Source organism: Bacteroides faecis, assembly GCF_020091505.1.
Taxonomy (GTDB): Bacteria; Bacteroidota; Bacteroidia; order Bacteroidales; family Bacteroidaceae; genus Bacteroides; species Bacteroides faecis.
Window position 1 is genome coordinate 196,628 of the sequence record NZ_CP081916.1, and the last position, 13,380, is coordinate 210,007.

Here is a 13,380-nt window from a genome sequence, read left to right on the forward strand (position 1 = left end):
ATTGTTTAAACTGTTATTTTTCGTCATTCTAATAGCGTTCAAGGCAGTCGATATCATCAAATGTGAGATTGGAAGTCACTTTGGTATATTCTCCGGTAGTGGAATATGCCAGTTCCGTGCCGTCATCCTCTTCCTCAATCGCCAGTTTTTCCGGCAAGGATATGGGGGACTGTAGCGTTCCAGCTTCATATTTCTCACGTACTTCCTCCATTTTCTTTTCGCTCACATTCTTCGGTTGCGGAGTAGAGAGGTTAAAGAGTTCGGCTGCGATGGATTCGTCCAGATCGAAATCTTCTGTGCTGAGTTGGATCAGCGCCATTGTCTCCTTATTTTGGTCGACAGTTCGACGCATGAAGGAAGTCTGATCAGCGGTTCGAGTCTGTGTGTCACGGTTGATGACGGTCCGCGGAGTTGCGCTTATACTGTATTTCAATCCGGAAGCGGTCGGTTCCCAAAGTTCAATACGGGTCATATCCATCGGATCATACATCACACGGAACTTGCGTCCTATGTTGCGAAGCGCCCATTGTTCATTACGAAGCCCGTCTTCGCCATAGACTTCGTACTCATATTTCTGCTTGTCGATCTCTATTTTCAGCCCGGCATTGATGTAGGTCACCTCTTTGGCACTTGTGAGCCAGAACATCTGAATCAGTTCAACCGGCTGCACGGGTGATATTTCCGGATTCTCACTCATGCGGTACATGTCAATGCGAGCGATACCGGTAGCCGGATGAGCGGCATTGTTCCATTCCTCACGGCATTGACGGTATATTTCTTTCACTTCTTCCAAAGTAGGAAGAGCATAAGCATTCTTTTCTATGAATTCAAGATTGGGCTTGCTGTTCATCTTTACGGCTGTCACGTTCTGCCCGGTGAAATACCATATTTTATGAAGTATCTGCTGCTGGAACCGTCCGAAGACGCTTTCTATTGTTTTGCTCTGACCGTTGTATGGCATGGTAGGTTTATGAAGGATAGCAATCTTGTCGAAGAATCCTCGCGCCGCCAGCTTATTATGTCCACCCTGATTGTCGTTTACAATTTCATAGGGACGAACACCAGCGAATTCTACTGCCTGCCGGAAAGCCCGGTACTGACTGTCAAAAGTTTCTTTCGGAGCGATATCGTAGCCTATTAGCGTCTCACTATAAGCGTCAAGAACTTCGTAAACAGAAGTGGTACACATTTTATTATCCGCATTTTTATAGTACAGGTTCAGCTTAGTACCATCGGAATACCAAAGAGCATCACGCATCTGCGGAAGTTGTGTCTTCAATAAAGAAGAGTATTTCGATTTCCACTTCTGCATCCCATATACGGCAGCAAACCAAAGTGGCATCACAGCGGGATCATACAGATAATTGCGAAGAGTAGTCATGGACTTGATAGGTTTCAATCCACGTTCTATCGCCTGACGATTGTACTCCTCAAATATCTGAGAGTCAGTATAGACAGGAAACTTACTACGTTTCAGTTTCAACAGCAAGCGCCCTTCCATCGGCCCGATCTTTCGAGTGTTTTGGTTACCATTCTTAGCGCTGACTAATACCTCATACCCATAATTCTTATAAGCATTGTACTTTTCACGCAGGCGGGCAGCATTCCCGGGAAGCGTATGCTGATACAGCGAACGAAGCTTCTCACAAGTACCCATTACAGCCTCCCAAATTTCCTTGGAGTGCGAATAACCACTCTTCCTGTGCAGCGATTTCATTTCATTCTCCACACGGATCATTTCATTCATCACTTGGGCATTCAGTACATATTCTGCCTGCTTCACATCTGTCAAGCTACTACCATCGGATAATGTAAATTTATCACGGTAGAATACAATAGCTTTGCTATCAGTTCTTAGTGTATCACTCATGGTTTCTTCTTTGATTTGTTCTTTCAACTTTTGTTCTGCATCCGGATACTTGGTGTCGTAAGCCTCCTTGATGGGACGATAAAGGGAAACGTAGTCAATAAGAGCGCAAGAACCTTTTCCCTTTCCAGGACGAAGCACCCGAATTTTCCCTTCACGCACTTTCTTCTTATAGTTCGGTTTACTCAGGATTCCTCCCTGAGTCACCAACTCAGCGAAAGTCACGCACCGTATATTACCAAACATTTCCATAATCAAACATTTTAAATTTGCACAAGCATCCGGCACCGACCCGAATCCGTAAGCCACTCGTGAAAGTTCTAATCTTGCATGTGAGAAAAACACTATTCCTATTCATCCCGAACCAAAATAGTTTTGCTACCTTTGTAGCTATCAAAACCAATAAATTATATAATCATGAACTATTTCTCTATTATTTTTTACTCGTACTGTCGAGGTCCACTTGATGATGTTCGCACAATTTATAAAGATCATCTAAGGAAATTGAACCTGAGATACAGTAGTGACATTTATTTTCCTGAATCCGGATGGTCAACCCCTGCATTAGGAGTTCCTTTGGAGTTGAATTTTTTAGTAAGAATTCCAAAAGACCGGCTAACCGAAGATAAGGCTCTGCTGAAGAGTCTTGTATCGCTTTCTGATAATATAAAGAAGGATGTTCCTGGCATAATAGAGATATCCATAAAAACGAATTGTTAGTCATCTCGTTAATTGATTCCAAACAGCCTGCTTTTAGTAGTGATAGTTCGGTTTCATTCCTTAGAATCGTAAGTTCCTCAATGTGTTCCTCTAAATTCTTTCGATATATCATTCTTTCGTCATCCATCACTCAGCCCTCCTTTCTTCCTCTTCCAAAACCCGTCCCAGCAACATAGCCACCGAAAGAATCAACAATACACCAGCCGTACAAGCATCTTTTATTGAAACGCCAAGCCCGTCAACCAAATTGAGAGCCATAATAAACGCAGCTGTAGCGGCCACATTCTGAATCCATCTAATTACTTTCATATCTAATTTTTTATGAGTTTATAATTTCCTTCACGTTTCCTTTAGAGTCAAGTACCTTGACTATTCTTTTTAGTTCATCGGTCACATCGATAATCTGTACCAACGACCCGCCATTGATCAGAGCGGCTTCCCTAATTTGGCAAGCCTGTGAACTGTTCCTTTTAAATAGTAGTGCTTGACTTACATTCTGTACAGTTACACCGAATGCCTTGGCCAACTTAGCCTTACCTGTAGCATTCAGTTCAATCTTCTGTCTGATTTTCTTTTCCATATATAAACTCTGATTAAAATTATTCTTATCTTTGAGGCTGTTTCACTTAAACATGCTGCAAACTTACAGAATATTCTGATATGAACAAAGAAAATAAAAATGCAGAAATTTCTGCAAGAATAGCGGAAATCTTGCAATATACAGGTGATACGCGTAACGGCTTCGCTGTTAAGCTTGGATACGAACGTGCCCAAACGGTTTATGATGTCATGAATATGAAGTCTGCACCAAGCTATGACTTCTTTCGACGTTTTTCTACATCAGAATATTCTGATACAATAGATTTAAAGTGGTTGCTCTCTGGTGAAGGTTCCATGCTTCGTGATGACCATCAAATACAATCAGAATCATTGCAGTCGACAGTTCAACAAGAATTATCGGGCGAAGCTGCTGCATATTATAGGTTATACGAAAAAAAAGATGCTGAAGTAGGCATGCTCAAAGAACAAATAGGTGCTTTAAAAGCTAAACTCGCTCAATACGAATCGCAGCCAGAAGTTAGCAAAGATAATCTTAAGGGTTTAGACTCTGTGAAGAATGCTTCTACAAAGAAACCTTCTTCGCCAAATGCCGACAATGTGATCTCTGTCACTGCCCCATGAAAAAAGAACTTAAGAGAATATATATAGAAAATAACTAGATATACAACCTCTAAATAGTCTTTAAGCCTGCAATATTGGAATAAAAGAGTATATCTCAAATTAAAAACATATGAACAGCACATTATGGTAAGAAGCGAATACGATTTTAATAAAATAGTGAAAGCTCTTGAAGGTATAAAAAGCAGATTAGACAGGAATAGCGGAGTAAAAGCAGAACTTATATATAAAGCTAAAGATTTAGATAAAGTCCTGTCCGCAGGAACTATCGAGCAAGATACCTCTATTATATCCATCCCAGGGGATAAGCATGTAAATGAAACATTTGCTTACTATCTAGAAAATGAAGGTTTGGTAAAACTCAGAGTATCAAAAGAAGGAATCACATTTATTCTTACTCCCAAAGGACACACTTTTAAAAAGTATGGTGGCTTCACTGCTCTCCAAAAGGAGGAAGATGATAAATTAGAAAAAGAAAAAACTCGGCAAAATCTATGGAAAGTTGGTGGTTGGATATTTGCTATTTTCACTCCTTTCCTTTATAAGTTTATCGAGTTTCTCTTCGATCGATTTAAGTCTCTGTTCGATTTTTACAGCTTTTAAGGCTATCTCGGGTATAGCCATTGAGCATCTACACGAAATTACGAATGCACAGCCTATCATAACCCCTTTAAACATCCCTGATTTATCAAACCACTCGTTAAGTGTCATTATTATACGTTTTAGGTGAATTAATAGAGACCAATGTGGGTGCCAATCCGTCCTATTGTGCAACATAAGGCAGCCACACACACTTTTTCACCGCTAAGATATATCTTATTCCTCATATACATACTATAAATCAGGATATTATCTCAGATTTGCCATTGCAAAGACAGTCGTAATACTGGCATTATCCCCCTGTTAAAGCGCAAAAAAACAGCAAAAAAGGTATTAATTTAGGCATTACCTATATCCGAACACGCAAATAAAAGTCCTGAAAAGGTATCCCTAAACTTGATAATTCCTTCAATTTACGGAAAAATATAGTATCCCTAAACAGTATCTTTAATGGTATCCCTAAATCCCAATTTAACACATTTCAATCCAATTAAACTTTCCTATGTAGATTATTGATCAGCACTGGAAATCAACCTATTCAAACAGTCTCTCAAATGCTTGCACATAAAAATAGCCTACCTCTGCTTTATACATAAAAATAGGTTATAAATAGCCTCCTAGGGGTTTTTATTATTGATTCATTGGTTATTTGCACCATCATATTATCTCAAAGTAACTTTCATAGCATTCAAGCCGTTCAAATAACAAGCATGTGTAACTCAAAAGACAATCTGTGTAACGTATCGTTTTGTTTTTCCCATTTTATAAAAATCACCTCAACACCTTTATTCATCGGCAGTCCAACATATTTTTGCGGGCGCCGTAGTTTACACACATCGTTCTGTGCCCCCTACTTGATTCTTCTTTAAGTGATTTAAAACAATACCAATTGAGGATATTCAGCCCAAGCTAATGCATTATCAAAAACACGAGGAATATCAAAAGCATCAGAATCAATAAAGCCTCTATCATCTTTATCATACATAGCAGAAGAGCCATGGACCTCATTATACTTATCATCAAACCATAGCAATAAAACAGGTTTATGCTCTTCTGGAAGAGTTTCCATATCATTCCACTTAATTATAGATATATCAATTATCATGAGTACAATCTTTAATCCACACACACTTTTTCACCGCTAAAATACATATTTCATCCAACATACACACTATAAATCAGCGATTTATCTCATGTTTATATCTCAAATAATCATAAAAAATTTGGTATTATCCCCCTGTTAAAACGCAAAAAAGCAGCAAAAAGGGTATTAACTTGGGCGTTATGTATATTCGAACACACTTAAAAATGTCCCGAAAAGGTATCCCCAACTTTTAAAATACGATACCTATCGTGCAAAATCCGGTATCCCCAACTGTATCCCCAACAGTATCCCCAACTATGTTTTTAACAAATCATCATCAAATCAAACTTTCCAATGCAGATTGCCGGCCAATACCAATAACCAACCTATTTAAACAGTTTCTCAAATGCTTGAATATAAATGTAGCCTACCTCTGCTCAATGCACAGAAATAGGCTACAAGTAGTCCCCTAGCTGGTCTTTATTAGTAATTCAATGGCTATTTACTCCATCATATTAGCTCAAAGTTACTCCCATAGTATTCAAACTGTTCAAATAATACTGGAATGTAACTCAAATGCCAAGCAATGTAACGCATCGTTTTGTTTCTCCCATTTTATGGAAATTGATTCAACCCCTTTATTCATCGGCAATCCAACATGTTTTTGCAGCCGCCGTAGTTTACACACATCGTTCTGTGCCCCCTATTCCAGCCTTGCCGACGTTGCCCGTTGGACAAAGAGCGACCGCGAGTTGTTCCCATTTGTTTCCCAACTCCACAGCGTCATCCGCAGCCATTCAAAAGACGAAGCGGAATACAAGCGTTACTTTTCCAGTTTGAAAAACTCTGTCCTGACGGCGTTCTACACGCCGCAGGACATTGTATCAGTTCTTGCTTCCGAATTGGGCAACTACGGAATTGCCCCGTCCTGTTTCCTCGACCCGTCGAGCGGAACCGGAGTATTTGTCGATGCTTTCCAACAACAATCCGCACAACAACCGCCCGCCGAACAGCAGTCCGTTGAACAGCATCCCTCTCGCACCGACTTATCCCCAAGCCCGGCAATAAGGACGACCCAGACACCGCCTATACCAACAAGCCCAAAGGCTTTAAGTTATAACTAAAAATAGCCGCCATGCTTCATGTACGAAGTGATGGCGGCTATTACTCAAAGCTACTATTTAAAGTAAAAAGTTACTAGTTCCTATTTTGTTTAGCCCTCTATTTCTTTTTTGCAGCCCAATTAGACATCAAAACATAACAGATTGAAATACAGGAATTTCTATTCGTATCTTAAAAAATACAGCCCTAAAAAGAAAAATACAGCCCTATTATATATATTTCTTAAATTTGTCCCAATCCTTAATGTATTTAGTAGCTTTACCGACACCTATCCTTTTAATGATTCCGGATTGCTCCATCCTGCTAATAAGATTCCTCACTTGTTTTTCTGTGAGTACTCCATTAAAAGTTTCCATAAGTGTACTTTTACTTATGCTATCGTGAGTTTTAAAACACTCATTGACTTTCTGCAATTGTTGTGAGGTGACTCCTTTAATACTTTCCTTACGAGGAATAAATTGCTTGTATTTATCCGCTAATGAATAAGTAGTTCCCTCATTTACTGTAATAAGCTGTTCTTTTCTTAACTTTTCAATGATATTGGGGTCTAAACTATCATTAATACCTTTACGTATTTTGTCCAATGTAAGCAAATCAAAAACATTCAGTTTTTCAGCCCTACTTTCTTGTACTTCTTTCATAAAGAATAAAAAAGCCTTATCCTGAATGGCTGCCTGAAAGGTCAAATTGACCTGATAAGCATCTGTTTTTGAATAATCGGGTAGTGGTTTACTTTCCATTATACAATAATAGAACATCTTATCCACCCCTTGTCCTGAACGCTCAACTAATCCCGTCTTTTGAAGGATTTCTGTTAGTCTTTTGCTTCTTGGGATACTATTCACAGTTAAGATGTTATTTATATCTACTCCGATAGGAAAACCTCCTGCATTAGATATTGTAATTTCATCAGGATATTGTTTTATAACAATATCACTCTGTATTTGATAGCTGCGATGGGCAACAGCGTTTAAAATAGCCTCTCTGATAACTTCTTCATTAAAGGAAGGTACATCATAAATATATGGACCTTCACTGATATGCAATAATGGATTGCTTGCCGGTTGGTTTATATATGACCAGACTTTATCTATTCCGATAAATAAAGGCTCTTGATATTCCACTCTTGCTGTATAAGGAATCATGGAATGATTGAGCCGATATTCAATAACAATATTACATTGTGGCAGATACTTTTTTATGCTTTCTTTCTTGCCTAACAGAATCAAAGCAGCATAATTAAGTTTCCCGTCTTTCAATAATTCAAGGTCTGATAGAATCTGTTCATCGGGTAAAGTAAGGAATGACTTGTTATTTTGTTTTTCTGCGTATTTCTGTTTCAAAAGATTTATGGCATCTTTATCCAAATCCTCAATTTTTAAAGCATCACAGATTTTAGCAGAGAAGTCAGGTTCCTGCTCTGATAATATTTTAAAAATTTCTTGGTCTGACATTTCCCGCAAACTTTCTCCGGTTCTCATTAAAGGAACGCCTTCAAACTTTAATAATTTACCTATTGGACGGGATGGAATGTTTATGATAAGTACTCTCTTCTCATTTTCAAACAATTCCTCCGTTTTTACTCTAATGCTTAACCGATTATAAATTTCATCCTCTAAAGCACCGGTTTTACCATTGGCGAAGTCTGTTCCAACAACCTCATGTGGAAGTTTGTCAGCCATACCTAAAACAAGTCGTCCACCGCCCTCATTGGCTAATGCTACCACGTAGCCTAATACACAACGCCTGCGTTCAGTTGGGTCACTATGACTTCCTCCGGCAAAAGGATAATTCTTTTTAGCCTCTTTAAATTCAATTCGGTCTTCACTTTCCCGGAGTATCTTTAATTCAGATATTTCACTCATATTCTTATTGTTGTTTTTACAAAATGATACTATAAAAATTAATGCAAATATATTTTTTTAAGAAATTCGTCAACCTTTTGTTTTGTTTCTGTATAAGTTGAGTATTTCCCGTCAAACATATTCCCTTTTAGGGGTAACCAGTTATCTCGCAATTTATCAGCTTCAGCGAAAAAGCTATTAAATGGGTCATTCGTCATTCTCGTGTAATTTATAGCTCTCCATTTATATTCTCCCCACGGTACCCATACTCTCCCAAATTCTTCTCCGTTTAGATACAGGTAATTCAGTGAATATAAATATTCAAAAATATCAAATGTTATATCAAAATCCAAGTCTTCTCTTAATATAGAATTAAATAAGCTCCTAATCTTATTATGAATTAATGTGCTTATAGGCGTATATTTATTTCCGTGTCCAATAAAGTTATTTGCAATGTCCCTATCAAAAATACAAGGATGAATGATTCCTGTAATATTAACTTTATCATCATGAATTGAATTACGTGCAGATATGTGCAGTATTTTATTCAAAAAAGAATACTTATCATATTTGATACATGAAATACCTACTACATACATTAGTAATAATCCGGAAAGATAGTGCAATTTAACTGTTTCCGACTGGTAACTACCTCCACATTTTATGGGAAATTCAACAAAACGAGTTAACATATCGAATATAGCTTGTTCATGAACTGGTTTTGACCAACGAACTGCAGTGATACACATCGGAAGTAATGTATCAATAGCATTTAAATGACGTTTTAAACATTCGTTAAATGTTTGAGAATTAAGCGGGAAATTATAATACTGTATAATTTTATTACAAGCTCTTTCTGCCTCATTTTCAAACAAATCATTATACAGAATAATCTTTTCTGATTTAACAATATATCTTTTTAATCTTTCAACTGCAATATCCTTACTCAGAGGATGATTCCCCTCTAAAGAGGATAAAGCCATAACTCTTTCCGCCAGTTCTGTAAAAAAAGAATCGGCATTTTCAATAGCCAATACATTTCCACAACGGAACGTGGCTAACTCTTTCAAAGTATTCTCGCATTTATTGCAATACGTAAAATAGCTTTCATATCTTCGATTTTCTGAACTTCGGATAATATTTACCAAGCCCTTATCCCATTCTCCAGACCAACCACATGTAATAACCCCAAATTCGTTTACTATACGTAACACATAGTCTTTTAATTTATCAGGATAATCAGCAAGTTCATCTTCGGTATTTAGAAATCTGCAATCAATATAGTCGCCATTTATTTTTACGATTGTAAATCCTGCATGTACAAGTGGGATTGCACCATCTATATCATCAGAATGGCAAATTACTTGTGGAATAATACCAACGTCCTCTAATGCTTTCTCTAATAATCGGTCAAAATTAGTTGTTAATACTAATTTTATATAACCATCTTTTGCCAATTGTGCAATAGCCCTATGTGCTTTTGTCGGTTCTTTCAAGTGGTTTTCTATTTCTTCTTCATTTGGTTCAAAATACGGTTTTAGTAAATTAACCCGTTCTGTTTGAGTATGGACTAACTTAGATAAGATTGTCGAATAATTGGGGGATTCACCATATTGTTCTTCAAACCATTTTTCAGGATTATCAATGTTACTCGTTCCATATTGCACCGCAAGTTTGTGTATAAGATCCGTTACAATATTCCAACCTGTTGGTATTCCTGCTGAACGAGAAATTCCAGATCCTAATAGTAAGGCATAAACTCCTTTATTAAAATATATGGAGAATGATAATGTTGTTAATAAATTATTCATGTTATATTGTTGTTTGCAAGAAAGCGAATTAAAATAGACCTTCTCTTTATTATTAGTTATGTAACATAGCAATATTTGTCTTCTTGTTATAAAGTGCCATTGACAATCATGCTATTGAGGTACATGCAAATATAAGATTATTTTTACTCATAGCAAACATATTAATAAATCGAATTATATAATTTTCAAACATTAAGCTGTCATATTTATCAAAACTACTTGATTGGGCTATACATCAAAATTTCGGCAGTATTATCTTATTACTGCCGAAATTTTGAAAAAATATCCCGTCCTATCATCACGACAGTACGTGCTACACACAACGTCAGGTTATCGGCTAAATCTGCTTAAATGGAAATTATAACAACCTAAATATCTTCTGTTACTTCGTTCTCATCATCGGACAACATACCATCCTCTGTACGTTCATCTTCCTTACATTCCTTCGTTTTGCCTTTCCCTACATTCTCTCCATCGAAATACCTCCGTATAAACTCGTGCAAGTCCTTCTCCCTATAATACGTCTTATGCAGGATCGTGTGATATTTCAGTCCATTATCCCTATACCGTTGCAACGTCTGTTTGCTGATGTTCAGCAACAGGCAAACATCCTGGTTATCGTACAGCCGTTCCCCGTTCAGGTAATTTTGCGGCTTCTTGTTCTTCTTGTCCAGTGTGCCTACAACCCTTTCCACTTGTTCGAGCAACCGTTCCATATACGCCTCGAATGTTTCTTTATCCAATGGTATCATAATCCCGCCTGTTTTAAGTTCCCGATGATATAATAACTCTGGTTCGACGGGTCTTTCCGTATGATTTCCTTCTCCCGCATGAACTTGATATAACTTTTCGCCGTGCGTTCCTTCACGTCCAGTATCGCTTGAATCTGTTCCGCTAAATCCACATAAGTAATAAAGTCCTGCCGTCCGAAAATATCCCGTGCCACCGCCACGAGTTCATCCTCTTTCCGCTTCTCCTTTTCCTCTTTCGGCTTTTCCCCCAGATACACGTGCATCCCGGCATCCTTATCCCATGCAAACTGCATGATAGGCACATCCAGCGGGCTACCGTCACGCACCTTCAGCGCCTTCACCACCGACACCGACGGATCAGTATCTTTCTCTATCAAGAGGATAGCCGCCGCCCTTCGTTGCAACTCACTACCCAGATGCCCGCGCAACTTCAGCCCCGAAGGAATAAAATGCAGGATAGTAACGATACAAGTATTGTAAATCCCCGTCAGCCGGTACAATTCCTCCACCACGGCAATACTTTCCGTTTCATCATTCGCACCCTTTATCAAATCCGCAATCCCGTCGATCACCACCATGTGAATCCCTCGGAACTGATAATGAAACTTATCCATGCTTTGGATAATCGCCTGCAAGCGTTCTTTCCGGCTCATTCCCGTCAGGCAATACACTTTCAGGTATTCCGGCATCGTTTCCCGTCCGCAACACCTTAAAAGGTTTGTAATGTTCTTGTACGTCTGCACCTCCGACTGTTCCGTATCATAGAACAGAATCGCCTTCCGCTTGCTGTTTTCACAAACCGACACCCCCAACGTATCCATCACCTTATCCTTATTATTGTCGGATTGTCCGATGGCACCGGCTATCAATGCCGTCACATAATTACTTTTTCCGGTTCCCTCACCACCGGTAATACAGAGGATATTCCCTTGCGTGCCTAACGGCACATCATTCACCGACACAACCATTTGTGCCACGGGTGGCGGATTATTAAAATCCACCTCACAAGATTTCAGAGCAGACATAGTTTCGCTGTATATTGTATCCAGATAATCCAGAAATAGTTTAATCAAATCCTCCCGACTGTTTCCCAAACGGAAAAAGTCCGAAATATCTTTTTCCACCTTCGTTCCCTCCAGTGGCAGCAACAATCGTTTCACCCCGTAGTTCTTCAACGCCAGTTCTTGTTTTGCCGAACTGTCCAGCCCCGCCTTATCCACATCATAGAGCAGGACAATATGTTTGAACCGGAAAGAGAGTCTATGAATAATCCCCACGGGAATAGTCACCGTTTCCGAATTGAAGCAGATAGCATGGAACCCATGAACCGTCAGGCTCATCACGTCCTTCTCACCGCCTGTAATAAAGAGCAAATCCCCCTTAGCAGGCAACTGTTCCAGCCCAAAGCAGTAATTCTCCCCAAAATCCCCCGCATATAAAAAGCGCATCTCCGAGTGCGGGCGGTACACCTTCACATATTGCTTTGCAGTATATCCGAATACCGGTTCTTTATCCGTCGCCACAATGCTGAACGGTTTCCCTTCGTTATTCTCGCTGCTGAACTTCTTCAACGAAACCACCTGGAACAATTTCAGCACCTCTTGCGTGATACCACTTTCTCCCCAAAAGGCAAGTTCCGCAGCCGTAAAGCTCTTTTGCGCCAACGTATAAGGCCTTGCTTTCTTCCTTTTCGGTACATGTGTAACTTCCGCAATCACCGGAACAGATGTAGTAGAGGAAATTCTCATTTCGGACTTGTCAGATAAGCCCAAGTGCATATCCCGAATGATAGCCAGTATTTGCACAAAGTCTTTAGGTTCTTTACAATTCAGTCCGTTTAGCTTGCCGACCAACGCAAAACAGTCCCCCGAATAATCATCATTTCCGAAATCCTTCATTTTGTACATTCCGTTTCTCCGGTCAAAATACACATTACACGAAGCCTTGCTATCTTTGTACAGCGGATTTAAGAAATTACGTCCGAGTTTAAAAGAGAAAGGGATATAATACTTGAAAACCGCCAACCCCTTATCCGTTAGCAGAAGAATATCCTCTTTATTCGTTCTCGTTATCATTCAAGAAATAATTCCTCCGAAAATTCTCCCTATCCTGTGGTTTGCATTTGATGATGCGTTCATTCAGTCCCCGTTCTATTTCCGAAAGTTTATAAAGACACCGCCCTCTCAGCATAGAGTAACTTATCAGGTTTTCGTTTCTCAATCGTTGTAATGTGCGTGTACTTATATTCAGGGCATCCGCCACCTGATTACTATCCAGCCACACCTCATTTTCCTCTTTGGGCATAACCTGTGCCTTTGCCACGAAGTCGGCAATTCGTTGAATTTTCCCGACAAGGTCTTTATACACCTTGCTATCCATTGTTATTACTTCCATATTACAG

General features: G+C 39.1%; 12 protein-coding genes. 3 read left to right on the forward strand and 9 right to left on the reverse strand.

Annotation, left to right across the window (positions count from 1 at the left end; translation table 11 throughout):
• Window positions 1–28: 28 nt before the first annotated feature.
• The 3 genes from K6V30_RS01275 to K6V30_RS01285 all read right to left on the reverse strand — a co-directional run bounded on the left by K6V30_RS01275 (window position 29) and on the right by K6V30_RS01285 (window position 3,167).
• Entirely contained in the window at window positions 29–2,119 is a 2,091-nt protein-coding gene (locus K6V30_RS01275) for a DDE-type integrase/transposase/recombinase (protein WP_055270500.1), read from the reverse strand.
• A 594-nt stretch (window positions 2,120–2,713) separates the two neighbouring features.
• A complete protein-coding gene (locus tag K6V30_RS01280; protein ID WP_055270438.1) occupies window positions 2,714–2,896 on the reverse strand; it encodes a hypothetical protein in 183 nt (60 codons plus the stop codon).
• Between the two features lie 10 nt (window positions 2,897–2,906).
• Window positions 2,907–3,167 carry a hypothetical protein gene (locus K6V30_RS01285; RefSeq protein ID WP_055270440.1) on the reverse strand — a complete coding sequence of 87 codons (261 nt, stop codon included), beginning with the start codon at window positions 3,165–3,167 and terminating at the stop codon, window positions 2,907–2,909.
• 80 nt (window positions 3,168–3,247) lie between these two features.
• Between K6V30_RS01285 and K6V30_RS01290 the strand changes: the two genes are divergently transcribed.
• Together K6V30_RS01290 and K6V30_RS01295 are read left to right on the forward strand one after the other, a co-directional pair.
• The gene (locus K6V30_RS01290) at window positions 3,248–3,769 is read left to right on the forward strand and encodes a hypothetical protein (protein ID WP_055270442.1); all 522 of its coding nucleotides are present in this window, start codon (window positions 3,248–3,250) and stop codon (window positions 3,767–3,769) included.
• A 123-nt stretch (window positions 3,770–3,892) separates the two neighbouring features.
• Window positions 3,893–4,369, forward strand: a complete 477-nt coding sequence (locus K6V30_RS01295) for a hypothetical protein (RefSeq protein WP_055270444.1) — start codon at window positions 3,893–3,895, stop codon at window positions 4,367–4,369.
• An 871-nt stretch (window positions 4,370–5,240) separates the two neighbouring features.
• On the opposite strand, the gene K6V30_RS01300 is transcribed toward K6V30_RS01295, so the two are convergent.
• Window positions 5,241–5,471, reverse strand: a complete 231-nt coding sequence (locus tag K6V30_RS01300) for a hypothetical protein (protein ID WP_010535359.1) — start codon at window positions 5,469–5,471, stop codon at window positions 5,241–5,243.
• Window positions 5,472–5,944: 473 nt separating this feature from the next.
• Between K6V30_RS01300 and K6V30_RS01305 the strand changes: the two genes are divergently transcribed.
• The gene (locus tag K6V30_RS01305) at window positions 5,945–6,574 is read left to right on the forward strand and encodes a hypothetical protein (protein ID WP_022302434.1); all 630 of its coding nucleotides are present in this window, start codon (window positions 5,945–5,947) and stop codon (window positions 6,572–6,574) included.
• A gap of 207 nt (window positions 6,575–6,781) precedes the next feature.
• Here the strand turns inward: K6V30_RS01305 and K6V30_RS01310 are convergent, their stop codons facing one another.
• From K6V30_RS01310 to K6V30_RS01330, 5 genes are all read right to left on the reverse strand, one after another.
• Entirely contained in the window at window positions 6,782–8,437 is a 1,656-nt protein-coding gene (locus K6V30_RS01310; protein WP_010535360.1) for an ATP-binding protein, read from the reverse strand.
• A gap of 38 nt (window positions 8,438–8,475) precedes the next feature.
• Entirely contained in the window at window positions 8,476–10,227 is a 1,752-nt protein-coding gene (locus K6V30_RS01315) for an SIR2 family protein (protein ID WP_010535361.1), read from the reverse strand.
• 368 nt (window positions 10,228–10,595) lie between these two features.
• On the reverse strand, window positions 10,596–10,979 hold the full coding sequence (locus K6V30_RS01320) for a helix-turn-helix domain-containing protein (RefSeq protein WP_010535362.1): 384 nt from the start codon (window positions 10,977–10,979) through the stop codon (window positions 10,596–10,598).
• Complete coding sequence (locus K6V30_RS01325) at window positions 10,976–13,054, reverse strand: toprim domain-containing protein (protein WP_055270446.1); 2,079 nt, start codon at window positions 13,052–13,054, stop codon at window positions 10,976–10,978. The genes K6V30_RS01320 and K6V30_RS01325 overlap by 4 nt, the downstream gene beginning before the upstream one ends.
• Window positions 13,035–13,373 carry a helix-turn-helix domain-containing protein gene (locus K6V30_RS01330; RefSeq protein WP_010535364.1) on the reverse strand — a complete coding sequence of 113 codons (339 nt, stop codon included), beginning with the start codon at window positions 13,371–13,373 and terminating at the stop codon, window positions 13,035–13,037. The genes K6V30_RS01325 and K6V30_RS01330 overlap by 20 nt, the downstream gene beginning before the upstream one ends.
• Window positions 13,374–13,380: the final 7 nt, after the last annotated feature.